Origin of the sequence: Paenibacillus oryzisoli (genome assembly GCF_001653565.1) — a bacterium.
GTDB lineage: Bacteria > Bacillota > Bacilli > Paenibacillales > NBRC-103111 > Paenibacillus_E > Paenibacillus_E oryzisoli.
Genome location: NZ_LYPB01000097.1, coordinates 1 through 16,292, shown reverse-complemented (window position 1 = coordinate 16,292; position 16,292 = coordinate 1). Strand labels below are relative to the sequence as shown.

The window sequence follows — 16,292 nt, the reverse complement described above, 5'->3', positions numbered from 1 at the left end:
TTCATTACAGGAATTGCCACCAGAATGGAGGGTGTTCTTATCCAGTGGTGTTATTTATCCTGCCAACATTCCAATATTTGGATAATCAACAGGCCTATAGATTCTCCATCTATTCTGCGTTTACTCGAAAAATCCCGGCATTTAGCTGTATAAAATCCATCTATTCGCCTTGAGCAGAGCAGTTGTATGAAACTCCCCCATACATTCTGCTCTTACTTTTACTTTTACTTTTACTTTTACTCTTACTCTTACTCCTACTCCTACTCCTACTCCTTCTCCTACTCCTTCTCTTCCCCTACTCCCCCTTCACCAGCAACGGCTTGTTACACATCATCAAGCCCTACCAAATTCATTTCTTCTTCTCTTTACCATGTCCACGTCCTGGTTCATCTGGCTTGTGCGGCTCCTTCTCAGGCTTCCCTGGGGGATGTGGCTGTTCCTCCGACTGCTGGCTCTTCTGAGGAACTTCAACACTCATCGGAATGTCAAAAGGGACAACAGGTGTTTGTGCTAACGCACGGCTCAGCATCTCACGAAATAATACAGCAGGCACTGCCCCACCCGAGGTTGTTAAATAATGCGTCGCATCCGTTCGGTCGTAACCAACCCATACCGCTGCCGTCAACTCCGGCGTATAGCCAACGAACCATGCATCCTTGGCACTTCCGCTGCCAATCCCCTCAAACTCCTTCGTCGCTGGCAGCTGCGTCGTACCTGATTTACCTGCTACAGGACGATTCATAGCCGCGTTCTTCCCTGTCCCCTGCGCTACAGCCGTTTGCAGCATCGCCGTCATCGTAGTAGCTGTTTCGGCACGCATTACCGATTGTCCCTTCTCTTTCGCTTGCACAAGCACATGTCCGTCATTGGTCTCGATCTTTGCGATGAGATGCGCTGGGTGTAAGACCCCCTTCGCTGCGAAAGCACTAAAAGCCTGCGCCATTTGCAGCGGAGAGACTCCCTCAGAAAGCCCGCCAAGTGCAATACCCAACTGCCGATCTTGTGCTGGTAGAGTTATCCCCAAAGACTTCGCAAACTTCAAACCATTGTCGATACCCATCTCATGTAACAGCCAAACTGCTGGGATATTCCAGGATGAAGTAATGGCCTCTTGCATCGATACTTGTCCCCTTGATTGGTGATCCCAATCTTGCGGTTGATAGCCTTCAATATTCAATGGTCCATCAAACAGCATAGACGACGGCTTATACCCTATCTCCAACGCAGGACCATACACAGCAATTGGCTTAAAAGAAGATCCCGGCTGTCTTCTCAACTGGGTAGCCCGGTTGAACCCTCGAAACACGCCCTCCCCGCGCCCACCAGCTAGCGCTCTAACACCGCCTGATTTCTGGTCGACGACAGCAGCTCCGCTCTGAATGAGTTGATCTGACTTGCTTTCTGAGAAGAGACTATCATTCTTAATCACATCTATGACTGCTTGCTGTACTGTAGGATCCAGCTCTGTCGTAATACGCAAGCCGCCGGTTAGCAATTGTTCTTCTGTGAAACCGTAGAGGGTTACAGCCTCATCCATGACGGCATCCACATAAGCCCGATTTCTCCCTTTAGCCTCATCTGTATTGACTGTCTTCACGGCCCCAAGTGCTGAAGCATCCGCTTTCTCGTATTCTTGCTGCGTTATTTTACCTTCTTTTAACATCAACTTAAGGACCGTATGCCTTCTTTCCAATGCTTGCTCTTCATTTTGAAAAGGGGAGTAATGGCTTGGAGCCTTCGGCAATGCCGCCAAAACCGCTGCTTCCGGCAAGGTAATATCGCTCACATTTTTATTCCAATACGTCTTCGCAGCACCCTGTACACCCCAACTGCCCTCTCCGAAATAAATCTTATTCAAATACATTTCCAGAATGTCATCCTTGCTGTAACTAGTCTCAATTTTGATGGCATAGGCCGCTTCCCGCAATTTTCGACCGACCGTTTTATCTGCAGTAAGGAAAATGTTACGAGCTAACTGCTGCGTGATTGTACTAGCCCCCTCAGAGTAACTTCCTTTGAGCACATCTCGGGCTACAGCACGGAAAATGGACTTCATGTCCACCCCCTTATGCTCATAGAAACGTCGATCCTCTACCGCGACAATGGCATCTACCAACACCTGCGGGATTTCTTTCAAGCTGACAGCATCAATCTTTGACGCCGACAACTGGGCTGCAATTTGACCATTCTTATCAAGCACAACGGACGCTTCTGGAAGCGGCTGATTCAACAGAGACACATCAAGTCCTTTTATGTACATATAACTCATTAACGTCATGACCACACTCACGAGTAGGACTATGCCAACACCAACTTGCCAAAAGCGCCGAGGTATTGCCTTTATTTTTAACATCCTCATTCCCCCTATCGTACCTTCATAGCTATTCGTAGGGGGGCTCCATTAAGTGTCGTATGTGCACAAATAGACACAAAAAAGCCTTCAACCCATATGCATAGGCTGAAGACTCCACATCCTTAAGCAATCGACGTCGGCGCTCCAAAAACACTCGTATACCCGCTAATCCCACTCAGAATCCGCTCCATGTCCTCCTTGCTCATTGAACCATAGCGCTCTACGGCATCCACGATTTTGGGAAATAAATGCACATCCCCCGCGCTCGCAAATCCACAAACGCTTGGGAATGACAACACGAAGTGTACACAAGCATCGATAATCTCCTGCTGATCAAAAGGCTCATACCACGTCGCATATGGCCGCTCTGCCCCTTCAATCCAAGGTGCCTTTGCAATGGCCTTAATGACCCGAATCGCCGTCTGCTCCTTGCTCGCTGCTTCCATGAGTGCATCTACATCTTCACGATACTCCGGTAGGCTATACATATAGTAGTTCAATGGGAATAGTAGGGTGGCAAAAGGGTACCTCCTGAGCGCTTCCAACTGAACCGCTGGTGCCTGATGCCCGTGACCTGTGATCCCGATCTCCTTCACAATGCCCTCGCTTTGCGCTTCTAATGCCGCTTCCAGCGATCCGCCCTTGGCCGTGCAGAGATCCAATTCCTCCATCGACCCCACTGCATGTAATTGCAGCAAGTCTACGGAATCGACCTTCATTCTCTCCAGGGAGCGATAGATTTCTTCCTTCGCTTCCCCTTTCGTTCTTTGCCCTGTTTTGGTAGCTAAAAAAATATCATTCCGCACCCGGCTAATCGTCGGTCCCATCCGTACTTCTGCGTCTCCATAGCTCGCCGCTGTATCGAAATGATCTACGCCATGCGCCAATGCGAATGCGATCGAAGCTTCTGCCTCTTCCTGCGTGACCTGTCCAAGACTAGCTGCGCCAAACATCAATACAGAGGTTTCCCTATTTAATCGACCTACTGTTCTCTTCAACATCTTAGATTTGCTCCTTCTGTCATTGAGTTGTATGTATTCTCTTTATTCACAAATCTTTGCCTCTTGAAACCTCAGTCTGTCATTATCTGTTTTGTTTGCTTCCGAAGTTTAACCTGCAATAGGACAGCTGCTAGTAATAACGCACATCCTGTTAGCAAAAATACCGAATGAATCCCAACTAGCCCACCTAGGAATCCACCTATTAATGGACCGACCATCATCCCCAGTTGATTCGACGTTTGGTTAAGACTCATCGCTCTCCCTCGGAAGTCAGCATCGGATGCTTTCACAATAAGCGCGCTCAAGGCCGGATACACCGCCGCGAAGAATAATCCATAACTAAAGCGAAGCACACCGAAGCCAATTAGACTATGTACCGCCAATTGCAGCAAATTTCCGATACCGCCCCCGATTAAGCCTATAAGCAGCGTTTTGTCATAGCCGATTCGTTGGCCGATAATGCCCCATCTTGAGCCCATGATAACAGTCGCCACACCGGCAGCAGAGAAAATAATGCCTGAACTCAAGGATGCTCCCTTGGCGCTTCCGCCAATTTGAACCACGTAGATCGTTAAAAGCGGTTCCAAAATCATCACCGAAGTTGCCACTAATAGAGTTAATCCAAAAATCGATAACAACTGCTTATTAGCAGTCGCTTGCTTAATATCCTGAAGCACACTCGGGCGTGCCCCCGCCTTCTTGTGGTGGACTTCCTTCACGCCCACTACAGCGATCACTGCAGAGATGAGTACCACAAACCCAGAGGCCAAGAAACATTCTCTCGTCCCGACCCAGTGGCTGAGTATGCCTCCGAACAAAGGTCCTAGAATGCTCCCAGCCGCCGTCGCCGTTGACATAACACTCAGAGCATAACCAACATGTTTCTCTGGTGTGTTCGTACTCACTAGTGCCATCGATGCGGGGATATAACCCGCCATAAGTCCTTGCAGAACACGAACAACAATAAACGTATACGGATCATTTACGAAATAATTAAGAAAATAGACCGCACTTAAGCTTAGCCCTGAACGAAGCAACATCGGTTTCCTGCCATATTTGTCCGCTAAGGAACCCCAATAAGGCGCGATTACTGCACTTGCAAGGAAGCTCACCGAGAACGTGATTCCCGACCATGCCTCCAAACCGCTATGTATACCTAAGTCCTCTTGTAAAAATATAGGGATGAACGGGATCGAGAGTGTATACGCCATCGCGCAAAAGAATGCCCCAATCCATAAAATGAATAGATTCCGTCTCCAGCGTAGTTCCATCTTGTAGCCCTCCTTCCTTGTCTACTATACACCAAGAGATACTTGAATCCCAGTTAATAGTAGACACGGGTGTACAAAAAAAGCATAGACACGTCAGCGTAATGCTGACAGTCTATGCTTTCTTTCTGGATNCCTGGAATAAGGCCCTTTTTGGGCCTTATTTCCGAGTTCCCGCCTATTCTGCGGGCGATTTACACAGATAGCGCCCTTTTTCGGCGCTATTCCCTTCGCCGAGGCTGCCTCGTCCTGGAATAAGGCCCTTTTTGGGCCTTATTTTCGAGTTCCCGCCTATTCTGCGGGTGCTATTGCCTGTGCTTCAGCGGCTACCCTAAGCCGCCCTTCACTGCCTCTTCGGCAGCCTTCGCGAACTGAGTGCTGTACAGCCGCGCATAAAGCCCTTCCAGTGCGAGCAGTTCGCTGTGCGTGCCCCGCTCCACGACACTGCCCGCTTCGATCACCAAAATGTGATCGGCGGCCAGCACCGTGGAGAGCCGGTGCGCGATCACGAGCGTCGTGCGCCCTTGCATCAGCTCCTCGAGCGCCGCCTGCACATAGGACTCGGATTCCGAGTCCAAGTGCGACGTCGCCTCATCGAGGATGAGGATGCGCGGGCGCTTCAGGATCGCGCGAGCAATCGCGATCCGCTGGCGCTCGCCACCGGAGAGCCGGTGGCCGCGCTCTCCAACCATCGTGTCGTACCCTTCGGGGAGCGACATGATGAAATCGTGGATGTAGGCCTGCCGACAAGCGGCCTCCATCTCCTCACGCGTTGCGTCCTCCCGCGCGAAGCGCAGGTTGTCGCCAATCGTCGCGTGGAACAGAAAAGACTCCTGCGTCACATACGCGATCTGCGCTCGCAGTGACGCCAACTCCACGTCGCGGACGTTCACGCCGTCGACTTCAACAGCACCGGCTGTCGGATCATACAGCCGCGCGATCATCCCGATCAGCGTCGACTTCCCGGCGCCGCTAGGTCCAACAAGCGCGACCATCTCACCAGGCTGCGCCTCAAAGGTGATGTCGCGCAGCGCATACTGCACCTTCTCCCTTTCCCTGCCTTGCTCAGCCCGCTTCCCTCTGTCTGCTCCCTCGCTTTGCTCCACCTGTCTTCCTCTCTCGGCTCCCTCGCCTTGCTCAGCCCGCTTCCCTCTCTCGGCTCCCTCGCCTTGCTCAGCCCGGTTCCCTCTCTCTGCTCCCTCGCTTTGCTCCACCTGTCTTCCTCTCTCAGTTCCCTCGCCAAGCTCCACCCGCTTCCCTCTCTCAGTTCCCTCGCTTTGCTCCACCTGTCTTCCTCTCTCGGCTCCCTCGCCTTGCACAGCCCGCTTCCCTCTCTCGGCTCCCTCGCTTTGCTCAGCCCGCCTCCCTCTCTCAGTTCCCTCGCTTTGCTCCACCTGTCTTATTCTGTCTGCTCCCTCGCCTTGCTCAGCCCGTTTCCCTCTCTCGGCTCCCTCGCTTTGCTCCACCTGTCTTCCTCTCTCGGCTCCCTCGCTTTGCTCAGCCCGCTTCCCTCTCTCAGTTCCCTCGCTTTGCTCCACCTGTCTTCCTCTGTCTGCTCCCTCGCCTTGCTCAGCCCGGTTCCCTCTCTCAGTTCCCTCGCTTTGCTCCACCTGTCTTCCTCTCTCGGCTCCCTCGCTTTGCTTCACCTGTCTTCCTCTCTCGGCTCCCTCGCCAAGCTCAGCCGTCTTCCCGCTCTCCCTTACTTCCTTCCGTCTACTCTCCTGTCCATCCCTCTCCCTCACTCTCCTCTGCTCCCCAACCTTATAAGCGAATGACACCTGCTTATATCGGACATGCCCCGCCACCTTGCCTAACGGACGCGCGCCATCAGCATCCATGACGTCAGGTACCATGTCCTGATACTCAAAAATCCGCTGAAATACCCCCAGCGCTGTCGCGACCTCCACATGTAGATTCAGCAATGTCCCTACTGGCATATACAGCCGTCCCAAATACGCCGTAAACGCGACAATCGAGCCTAAAGTCATATCACCCTGAATGACGGAATAGCCGCCATAGATATAAATAATAGCCGTACCTAACGGCCCTAACGTACTAGTTGCCATTCCGAACCAACGGCCAACTAGATTGAGCCGCAGTTCAAGATCCATCACCTTTTGGTTCATCGTTGTGAATTCTTGCTCTTGTTGCTTCTCTCTGCCAAAAATCCGCGTCAACAACGCGCCTGATATGCCGAAATTCTCATTCAGTTGCGAGGTAATATCGGATCGCACTTTTTGTGTTTCGATGCGTAGGTCCTTTCGTAGCTTGGATACCTTTTTTACAGGCAAAACGAAAAGAGGCAGAATAAGCACCGAAATAATCGCCAGCTTCCAATCTAACGCAAACAATATCCCAATTGTTGTGAAAACAATGACGATCTGCGTAATCGAAGAGACGACTATGGACGTAACCACACTCTGTACAGACTGTACATCCCCTGTGATCCGCTGAACAATTTCGCCAGAACGCGCGTCCGTGAAGAACGACATCGATTGCCGCTGCAAATTGTGAAACAGCGATTGCCCCAAATCCCGGATAACCCCTTGGGTTACTTTGGTATTGAGATGGTTTTGCCATACGCCAACTACGCCGCTTAATACCGGCAGCACGATTAACAGCAGCGCCATCACAGACAATAACTGAACACGCCCTTGTGGAATGGCCGTATCAATAATTTCCTTCATAACTAGAGGAGGGATCAACCCCATCACTGCCGCAAGCAGTGCCAAGCCAATAATGACCAAGAGCTGTCCCCAATATCTTTTGAACAATAACAAAATCCTTCGTATCGATACATCCTTCAACTTGGCCTTTGGACGATTCCGGTCGGAAAGCCGCCCCATTCCTCCTGGCCCACCTGCTCCAATCACTCACCCATCACTCCGATCTTTCTCCTCTTTGCTGCCCCTCAGCTACAAAGGAATTGCATGAACAATTGCACGAATTACTTCTTCAGCCATCTGCATAACACGATATAACGAAGTCGTTTGCAGAACATTATACTGTCTAGGTCCATCCACATTGACGATCGCCGCAATCGTATAATCGCCAACGGGAGGTAAATCTTTCCCTACTGATTTGCCTGGAGCCAGAGGCTGGTTCGATAACTGGTACAGACCCACACTCAGTTTGCGCCCCAAACAAGCATCGATCGCAATAACAACAACATTCGGTGGAATTTCTTGCAAACGTATGGCCAAATTCGTAGCATCACATGGTGCTGCCAACGTACCAATGACGTGTGGATAGCCCCATTCCTCGAGCCTGCTTCCCACAAGTGGACCCAGCGAATCGCCTGTTGAGCGATCTGTCCCTATACATACAAAAGCAAGACGGTTAGGCTCCAGCCCCCTGCTCAAGGCTATTGTTTGTAGAATCTGTCCTAACTGCTCGCCATCTACTCTTTTCCAAAACTGCTCCTGCAGCTCCATCGGTTCCCTCTCCATCTTTGCCTCCCTTTCAGGCATGTACACCTAACCTTCCACCTGATCCACTTTAGTTCCATTCTTTCATATGGAGGTAGGTTGTGTCCACTTGCATAGCTCTTTCGCATACACCAAATAAGCGTTACTCGACAACCGAGCAAAGCCTATTCATGCCGCTTATAGATCTGACGATACAACTTTCCTAATGTACGCGATTCATCCGAACAATGCGATAATAGAGCTGACCGCTGACTTCTTGCTCCACTTCTAGATAGCCTTCTGAGTGAACATAATCCCCTAACATAAACGTAGAAGCATCGGCCGAATCAGCATGTGTAAGAAAGAGCAGCGCCACCTTATCATCCCCCACTACGAATCCAACCTGTTCCTTTACCTGAAATTTCTCAATAATTTTGCCATGATGTGATCTCACAATATGATGAAACCGCCAAGTACCTTCTTCTTGTATGATAAAATAAAGCACTCGATTACGATGCGCATTACTGAACTCCCGCGTCACACCAATCATGCATACCTTCTCACCAACGCGTAAATATTCATCAATGACATAAGATTTCAGTCGTAACCGGTTCACATTCTTGCTCTGAATATAACTTTCCATCTCATCAATAGAGCGCAGATCCCTCGGATCTTGCTTCGTTGCATAAAATACTTCTTTAATAAAAGTATCCGTTTGAAATTGTCTTGCCCCTTTGAAATGGTTATATGTATGAAAAAATTGCGTAATCACAAACCGAATGTCTTCCGGTATGGCAGGACCTGTTTCCACGTTGTACATGCGTTCTGTTCGGACCGACAATTTTATCTTATGAAACCAGCTTTTCCAGACACTAACTTGCATGTCGCACGCGTCACCCACCTTCTTCCAATCCTTGTTCCATTATAGGCTATAATCCTCAAAAATTCGATAAAAATCGCACAATTCCGCGCAAAAAAAAGAGCATATGCCGCTTTGCTTTCTATCAAGAAAGACTTAGCGAACGTACGCTCTCATACATCATGCTTGCACTTCATTCATAACAACCTATAATACGCGCTTGGCACCTACATATCTAGAGCCCCAATAGGAGCTAGCGAGACTATCAACTGTTACACCAACGGACGTTGTTGAGGAAATGAATTGATTATTTCCAATGTAAATGCCCACATGATTGACGATACCAGAAGCAAAGAAGACTAGGTCTCCCTCTTGCAAATCCGTCACTCTCGCCCCCACTTGATCGTACATTTGCACGGAGGTGCGTGGCAGGTCGATGCCTTTGGCCTCGTATATATAACGAACGAATCCAGAGCAATCGAAGCCCTTAGGCGTTGTTCCTCCCCACCGGTATGGCGTCCCTTTGAAAGTCGTAGCAGCTTGAATAATTTGAGCCGCAATAGATGGCTGAATGACCTTGGCCACTGGGGCCGCTGCGGCTACTGGCGGGGGTGCGATCCAAGCTGGCTTGTGAGGCTTTCCATCCTCTTCCACGATCGCGACTTTATTCGCATCGTTCCACGCAATCGCAGATCCGAATGTCTCTGTCACGAAACGTAGAGGGACATAGGTACTCCCTTTAACTAGCGTTGGACTACTCTCTAAAGCAACTAACTTACTATTCACGATCGCTTGCTCATCGTCTGTAGTGAGTTGAATCGCCTGTTGCTTGTTCATCAGCGTGACGACGACTTCATCGCCTTGCTTCGCCCATCCCACTTGATAACCCAACTTCTCCGACAACACGCGCAGCGGCACTTGAAGTTTACCATCCGTATCAATAAACGGTTGATCTTCCGGGAACTTCACCAGGTCATCATTGACCTGAACCTTCACCGAAGAGGTATCAGGGGCAGCGGCATGTGCAGATGGAGCGGCGAATAGGGAAATAGCTGCGCCTAGAAGCGCGCATGAACAAATAAAGCTTTTGGAAAAAAGTTTCAAAACGATTGTGCCTCCTTGAAGCCTCCGAGGTTAGTTGACGGGTTCGGGAAGAGGTTTTCCCTAGTGCGCCCCATTAGCCATAGACAGACTAACTGAGCATTCATTCACCCCAAGTAAAGAAGTCCCCCGTACCAGAGCTTTCGATGCTCTGAGATTCGGCATTTTTTGTCTATGTTAGACTAGCATAGTTCGTTTTGCCCTGACAACTTTTGCGAGATGGTAAGTGTTTCCTTTTCTATGTAAGCACATGAAAACAGCCACTCTTCTCAGAGCAGCTGCCGATACACCTCGGTAAACAGGATCCGTTTACAGGGATTAAACTCATTGTCCGTCATCGGGTTAGGATAACTCATGATGTTGAGAGGCAATTTCGGTTGCCCTTCTCGAAGTGGAGGCTGCGCATAAGGAAAGAGGTTCAAATGGAACCCGCAGCGCTTATAGAATTCAATTCTCCGAGTTGCATCTGAAGTAGTCGGAGGCTCGACTTCAAGTACGATTGGTGTACCTGCACTGCTCATATACGCCGTCAGCATGCGCTTGCCAATCCCGCCACCTCTGATGGCACCATTCACAGCAATGTGTTCCACAAATCGAAACGTGCTAAAGTTCCAACTCGCTAGGAAGCCGAGCAATTGCCCCTGATCATCTCGCTCTATATCTAATCTGTAGTTAGGATGCGCTAGCAGTGCCCGCTGGCCCTCATACGTCCTAATTTCCGTATCTGGAAATGCGGCTTCCATTAGCTCAAATACCTCTTCAAATGATTCCTCTGTGACCTTCATCCGTCAACACCTCCCTTCACGTTAGCTATAGGTTATCTTATCCAACTGTTCTGCTTCTTACTTTGTACGGAAATGATCGATCACCTCAACCCTTCGCACACACAAAGACCCCACCTTTGCAGATCCATGAGATCTCGGAAAAGGTAGGGTCTAGCACACTTTATATGGCCCTTGTTTCTGTCCTTACCATTTTGAGAAAAAGGCATGTGCAGCTGCATGGGAACCAGGAGGTGTTGCATGCCCCATGAAGGGATACACTTCTATAGATTTATTTGGGGATTCAATTCGGTTATAAGCAGCGAATATCGCTTCTGGTAAGCAGCACGTATCCTTCAACCCTACCGTAACATGAACAGGCTGCCCAATACGATCACCTAGATTCATGATGTCAAAATAAGAAACCGTTCGCAGTACATGAGACAGATACTCCGGGAAACGAGTCACGAAATCCGCTGCCTCACTAAGCGAACTAACCGAATTCAAGAGACCCAGATCCATGTGACATTGATTCGGGACATGAGCAATCGTTGCCCGAATGCGCTTCTCGAGCGCGGTTACGAGTAGCGCCAGCCCGCCGCCTTGGCTTCCACCGAACACGAATACCCGCTCACTGTCGATCTCCGGCTGCCCTAACGCGCATTGTACAGCACGCAAGGAATCGATCGCAACCGCACGATAATAGCTCGTCTCTGGGTCGAGAATCCCCTGTGTAATCCATCCTCTCGTCATACCCGTCTCCTGAGGCAGCAGGTTACCGCTATCGCCGCCCTGCCCGCGTACATCAACGGCAAGTACCGCATAACCCATAAGCAGCCATGCTGCATGATCCTCGGGTCTACCCTTGGAGCCCGTATAGCCTGGGAATGTAACAATACATGGTACCTTCTTCGACTTACTCTCTGCATTAGGCAGCAACAACCAAGCATGGATCGGTGTTTCCGCAGCCCCTTGCAAGACAATCTTATTCACTTCCGCTTGTACAAAAGATGAAGGCACCGTCTCTCTTGTATACGATACTGCTTGCGTAGCTTCTGCATATGTGCGCTCCCAGAATGCAGCTAGATCAGCTGTCGCCGTTAACTCCGCATGATAATTGTGTAACCCCTGAATACGATTTTCAATAGCGTTCATTTCGGTTAGTCCCCCATTGCATGTTTTTCCCATTTTAACCTAGATATACGAGGATGACTATTGGAAAATTTGAAGATGAGACGGAACGTCGACACTCTGCACCGATAATTCTATCACTCTCCTGCGAACGCAAGAAGACACCAGATTCGTGTTTAGATGTATAAACTACAGCTAATTTACTCGAATCTGACGTATTTTCGTGATTAGATGGATAATGTACATCTATTTCCTATGTAATTTGAAGAATCCAGCAAATCGAAGGAATACAACTACAAGAAATACATTTAATCTTTCAAATTCAAGAAATACCCTTCAAATAGATGGAGAAAATCCAGTTAAATAACGAGCAGTAGGTTTATTGCTCATTGAAACCTAGAGGTTCAAATCCCTAATAATGAAGAAAGAGACCACCCGAAGGTCGTCTCTTTCTTGTGTAAGCGGGCGGCGGGAATCGAACCCGCGCGATCAGCTTGGAAGGCTGAAGTTCTACCATTAAACTACGCCCGCATATAAGAAAAACTAAAACTGGTCGGGACGACACGATTTGAACATGCGACCCCCTGCTCCCAAAGCAGGTGCTCTACCAAGCTGAGCTACGTCCCGTAGTGAAGATAAAGTGTAAATGGCGCGCCCTGAGAGATTCGAACTCCCGACCTTTTGATTCGTAGTCAAATACTCTATCCAGCTGAGCTAAGGGCGCATAAAACTTTGGAGCGGAAGACGGGGATCGAACCCGCGACCCTCGCCTTGGCAAGGCGATGCTCTACCGCTGAGCCACTTCCGCATAGGGATCCCCAAGCCGTATGATACGACTTGGGGATGATTGATGCGCGTAGAGGGACTTGAACCCCCACGGTCACCCGCTAGATCCTAAGTCTAGTGCGTCTGCCAATTCCGCCATACGCGCATGCTGTAAATAAGGCATAATGGTGAGTCATGTAGGATTCGAACCTACGACACCCTGATTAAAAGTCAGGTGCTCTACCAACTGAGCTAATGACTCAAATCATTGGTTGCGGGGGCAGGATTTGAACCTGCGGCCTTCGGGTTATGAGCCCGACGAGCTACCGGGCTGCTCCACCCCGCGTCATAGATTTAAGCTCCCGTTNAAACTTTGGAGCGGAAGACGGGGATCGAACCCGCGACCCTCGCCTTGGCAAGGCGATGCTCTACCGCTGAGCCACTTCCGCACGGTACATTCTCATTCGCTCATCAAGTGATTCTCTGAGGCGACAAGGAATAATATATCAGGTATTCAAAACAAATGCAACTTTTTTTTGTATTTTTTTATTATTTTATGAAAACGCCGCCAAATGGCAGAACTTCCCGTGCTATGCGGCGCAGTAAGCTATCCGATTTCATATGCTCATCCAATTTGGGATCAGGCTTACAAGGCTGCATGAGTACATGACCATGCCCTGTGATTTCCCAGTGATAGTTCATATGCTGACTTGCCAGTGTGTTGCCGTATACACAGAGGCGCAGCTTAGCCTGCCGCGGATAAGCAACAAGACAACTAACATCCACATACAGAGGTTCCACAGCATCCAGAGCCATGTGGTGGATTGGCCCGGCTGTTAGCAAACCTAAATTGCCAGGTCCGTGAAACTGCATTTTAACTAGATCTTGCGTGATCAAGGTATTCTTCACACTCTGTAGATGCGTTGTAAACGTCACACCTTCCGTATAGAACAGTACATGACGAAATTCAAACAATAGATCGTCTTTGGCTTCCAAGGGCACGACAGCCAAACTATACGCTTCTGGCAACCCCATTAATACACGACCGGGACCAAGAATACGTGATTGAATCAGCCTTTTCTTCCTATACATGCTAGGTAGTTTCATCAGTGCATCTTCACGCTGCTCTGGTCTTCCCTGAAACGCAACAATTTGGTTGGGATGCAGCACATGCACAGCTTCTCCCTTTAGAAGCTGCAGCGTAGCCATCCTGGCTTGTGAGCTTGCATTTTCGTAGATGATCTCCAAACCACACAACCTCCTCGCCAATCGCTGCTAGCGCATTCCACGCTTCCTTCTCTGCCATACGAAGAACCGAAACACACGTCCAAGCAAGAAGTAGCCTACAACTAATGCCGCTGTCGTAATGACCATATAGGTAATTTTACGATTACGTTTATCTTTGTCTAAAGCAACTTGTTCCATGGCCTTCAAACGTTCCTGCAATTGTTCATTATCCTTCTTGAGTGCCTCGTTCTGGCTGAGGAGACGATCCTGAATTTCTTGAGATTGCTTGACAGCCTCAGATAACTTATCCTTCTGTTCCTCTAATTGCTGCTTCGTAGCTTCGTAATCCTTCTGGATTTGCTCTACATTGCTTGGCAATTGATAAATATCTTTGATCCGATCTAACCAAGAAGCATGGGCCGCAGGTGCTGGATACAACAAACTGAATAAGATCACAAGGACAACCACAGCTTGTCCTCTTACAGCCATTCTACGTATGCGCATCCGCACTCACTCCCATTGTTCCCGACATTATCTTCTATTTTACAGCAAAATTCACCCCTTCACCACTTCTATCGCTTGAACGGGATATCGCAATATCGTTTTCAATTTGTCAGGATCAATCTTCCTCGGGTCAGATAAGTAAATCTCGTGATGAAGTCCACGGTAGCTGAGCTGCTCTTTCAATATGAAATGCTCCATCTGTGCCAGTGTTTCCGGCTCTGTCGCATACGGTCCCACATGCAGCATCTGAACGCAGAGTCCCTCATGCAGAGTTTCATACCCCACATCCGCAATAACCTTAAGCTCCTTCTTTTTCACCAGTGCACCACGACGTGCTTCCTCCACGAGCTCCGCTGTTACAAACACCGGCATCCGTATGAGCAGTTTCCAATGCCACTGCTCTCTTGGCACCTCTAACGCTGTTCTAGGATCACCATCGACCCACCATTGCCCTTCTAGCTTCGGTACAGTGAAGTCTTGCTCTGCCTTCTTGCACTTCCCCTTAACACCGTATGCGACTGTATACAGCGCTTCTGTTGCGTTAGCGAAGGTGGTACCATTGGGGTCCCCTTTCCCAGCAATCGTGACATAAGATATCGGTTCAAACTCAACGATTTGCGGCTTAGTTCGAGCTGTGTAATACGTTTTATAAGCCTTGGCTAAATCTAATTTGTCCATGATGCACTTCCTTTCTTTTTTCTCACTATATAAAATAACCACTGACAACTGTATGTCAACAAACAGAAAAAACTTACCTTTCGCAGATTGCGAAATAAGTAAGTTTCTGTCTCATGAATAGGGTATGTAATTATTCCGCAGCCGGCGGCGTGAAAGAACGTTGTGCAAATTCCGCATCCAACATATAGAACGCATTGCTATCTTTATCGATACGTTTCAACTTGTTGATAATGCTATCGAACATCGCTTCCTCTTCAACCTGCTCGTCAATGAACCATTTCAAGAACTGCATAGTTGCATGCTCTCTATCGTTCAATGCCAAATCGGATAGATGATAAATCCGTTTCGTTACTTCTTGCTCATGCAGGTAAGCATGTTCAAAGGCATCCAAAATCGATTCGTACTGATTCACAGGCGTGTTCATACCAGCAAAGCTGACTTTTTTTCCACGGTCATTAATAAATTTAAAAATCTTCATGGCATGGAACTTCTCTTCTTCTGCTTGTACCTTAAAAAAGTTCGAAAATCCATCCAAGCTTTCCGCAGCGCAATAACCAGCAATAGCTAAGTAGACGTGCGCGGAATAAAACTCATAATTCATCTGCTCATTGAGTGCTTCTGTTAGTGTATCGTTTAGCATCTGTGCACACACCTTTCTGTATGGTTATCTCTTGCGTATTCCCCATACATACAAGATTAACAGAATTGTGCATACAAATACAAACGGAAGTAGCAATTTTAGCAAATTTAGGTTCAAGCCGTCACACCTTTGACCTTGGATGCCGAGATAATTTCCTTAATCTGAGCATATAAATGGTCGGGTGACTCCGCACAAAGCAGCTTCTTCTTCCCAATCATAGCGATACATTCTTTCTTGCAATGTCTGCAGTTGCCGAGGCAGTCTTTCTTCTTCTGCTTCAAACCAGGGAATTCATTCTTAATGGATTTATATATTTGTTTGGATCCGAATTTCTCATTTCTGCAGCAGTATTTAATCGTTTTCATCTGCGATCTCCTCCCGCCAATTCACGTCAATCACTACTCTTGATATTAGTGATAATAATAATCAATGTCAACCATATTTTAAAGAAACTTGTACGCAAAAAAAGAGCTTTCTTCAATCCCGTTAAGGATGAAAGAAAGCTCTCTTGGTTTGGATGCGCGTAGAGGGACTTGAACCCCCACGGTCGCCCGCTAGATCCTAAGTCTAGTGCGTCTGCCAATTCCGCCATACGCG

At 48.5% G+C, this 16,292-nt stretch carries 14 protein-coding genes, 9 tRNA genes and 1 riboswitch; all 23 genes read right to left on the bottom strand.

The genetic code is table 11. The features are described from left to right. Positions 1 to 349: 349 nt before the first annotated feature. The 23 genes from A8708_RS34605 to A8708_RS34495 all read right to left on the bottom strand — a co-directional run bounded on the left by A8708_RS34605 (position 350) and on the right by A8708_RS34495 (position 16,292). Positions 350 to 2,353: a transglycosylase domain-containing protein gene (locus A8708_RS34605; RefSeq protein WP_068671619.1), complete on the bottom strand. Its 2,004-nt coding sequence runs from the start codon at positions 2,351 to 2,353 to the stop codon at positions 350 to 352. A gap of 122 nt (positions 2,354 to 2,475) precedes the next feature. Next, a complete protein-coding gene (locus tag A8708_RS34600; protein WP_068671617.1) occupies positions 2,476 to 3,354 on the bottom strand; it encodes an aldo/keto reductase in 879 nt (292 codons plus the stop codon). Positions 3,355 to 3,425: 71 nt separating this feature from the next. Continuing rightward, on the bottom strand, positions 3,426 to 4,625 hold the full coding sequence (locus A8708_RS34595; RefSeq protein WP_068671615.1) for an MFS transporter: 1,200 nt from the start codon (positions 4,623 to 4,625) through the stop codon (positions 3,426 to 3,428). 323 nt (positions 4,626 to 4,948) lie between these two features. After that, the gene (locus tag A8708_RS36715) at positions 4,949 to 7,468 is read right to left on the bottom strand and encodes an ABC transporter transmembrane domain-containing protein (RefSeq protein ID WP_239696636.1); all 2,520 of its coding nucleotides are present in this window, start codon (positions 7,466 to 7,468) and stop codon (positions 4,949 to 4,951) included. 69 nt (positions 7,469 to 7,537) lie between these two features. Further along, on the bottom strand, positions 7,538 to 8,071 hold the full coding sequence (gene yyaC, locus A8708_RS34585) for a spore protease YyaC (protein WP_068663546.1): 534 nt from the start codon (positions 8,069 to 8,071) through the stop codon (positions 7,538 to 7,540). 181 nt (positions 8,072 to 8,252) lie between these two features. Further along, positions 8,253 to 8,912, bottom strand: a complete 660-nt coding sequence (locus A8708_RS34580; protein ID WP_068663547.1) for a hypothetical protein — start codon at positions 8,910 to 8,912, stop codon at positions 8,253 to 8,255. 183 nt (positions 8,913 to 9,095) lie between these two features. Further along, positions 9,096 to 9,992, bottom strand: a complete 897-nt coding sequence (locus tag A8708_RS34575; protein ID WP_068663548.1) for a C40 family peptidase — start codon at positions 9,990 to 9,992, stop codon at positions 9,096 to 9,098. A 4-nt stretch (positions 9,993 to 9,996) separates the two neighbouring features. Then, a riboswitch (cyclic di-AMP (ydaO/yuaA leader) is annotated at positions 9,997 to 10,163 on the bottom strand. A gap of 95 nt (positions 10,164 to 10,258) precedes the next feature. Then, complete coding sequence (locus A8708_RS34570; RefSeq protein WP_068663549.1) at positions 10,259 to 10,774, bottom strand: GNAT family N-acetyltransferase; 516 nt, start codon at positions 10,772 to 10,774, stop codon at positions 10,259 to 10,261. Between the two features lie 183 nt (positions 10,775 to 10,957). Beyond that, a complete protein-coding gene (locus A8708_RS34565) occupies positions 10,958 to 11,905 on the bottom strand; it encodes an acetylxylan esterase (RefSeq protein ID WP_068663550.1) in 948 nt (315 codons plus the stop codon). 436 nt (positions 11,906 to 12,341) lie between these two features. After that, positions 12,342 to 12,412: transfer RNA gene (locus A8708_RS34560), tRNA-Gly, on the bottom strand. Between the two features lie 19 nt (positions 12,413 to 12,431). Continuing rightward, positions 12,432 to 12,508, bottom strand: a tRNA-Pro gene (locus A8708_RS34555). A gap of 20 nt (positions 12,509 to 12,528) precedes the next feature. After that, a tRNA-Arg gene (locus A8708_RS34550) sits at positions 12,529 to 12,605 on the bottom strand. A 9-nt stretch (positions 12,606 to 12,614) separates the two neighbouring features. Continuing rightward, a tRNA-Gly gene (locus tag A8708_RS34545) sits at positions 12,615 to 12,689 on the bottom strand. Between the two features lie 43 nt (positions 12,690 to 12,732). Continuing rightward, positions 12,733 to 12,812 (bottom strand) — tRNA-Leu (locus tag A8708_RS34540). 20 nt (positions 12,813 to 12,832) lie between these two features. Beyond that, positions 12,833 to 12,908, bottom strand: a tRNA-Lys gene (locus A8708_RS34535). Positions 12,909 to 12,915: 7 nt separating this feature from the next. Beyond that, positions 12,916 to 12,992 (bottom strand) — tRNA-Met (locus A8708_RS34530). Between the two features lie 28 nt (positions 12,993 to 13,020). Beyond that, a tRNA-Gly gene (locus A8708_RS34525) sits at positions 13,021 to 13,095 on the bottom strand. A 100-nt stretch (positions 13,096 to 13,195) separates the two neighbouring features. Beyond that, entirely contained in the window at positions 13,196 to 13,894 is a 699-nt protein-coding gene (locus tag A8708_RS34520) for an AIM24 family protein (protein ID WP_082928004.1), read from the bottom strand. A 27-nt stretch (positions 13,895 to 13,921) separates the two neighbouring features. Beyond that, a complete protein-coding gene (locus tag A8708_RS34515) occupies positions 13,922 to 14,377 on the bottom strand; it encodes a hypothetical protein (RefSeq protein ID WP_068671613.1) in 456 nt (151 codons plus the stop codon). Positions 14,378 to 14,428: 51 nt separating this feature from the next. Beyond that, complete coding sequence (locus A8708_RS34510; protein ID WP_068671611.1) at positions 14,429 to 15,055, bottom strand: GyrI-like domain-containing protein; 627 nt, start codon at positions 15,053 to 15,055, stop codon at positions 14,429 to 14,431. A gap of 130 nt (positions 15,056 to 15,185) precedes the next feature. Then, entirely contained in the window at positions 15,186 to 15,695 is a 510-nt protein-coding gene (locus A8708_RS34505; RefSeq protein ID WP_056620645.1) for a ferritin, read from the bottom strand. A gap of 113 nt (positions 15,696 to 15,808) precedes the next feature. Continuing rightward, the gene (locus tag A8708_RS34500; RefSeq protein WP_068671609.1) at positions 15,809 to 16,060 is read right to left on the bottom strand and encodes a DUF1450 domain-containing protein; all 252 of its coding nucleotides are present in this window, start codon (positions 16,058 to 16,060) and stop codon (positions 15,809 to 15,811) included. A gap of 153 nt (positions 16,061 to 16,213) precedes the next feature. Further along, positions 16,214 to 16,292: transfer RNA gene (locus tag A8708_RS34495), tRNA-Leu, on the bottom strand.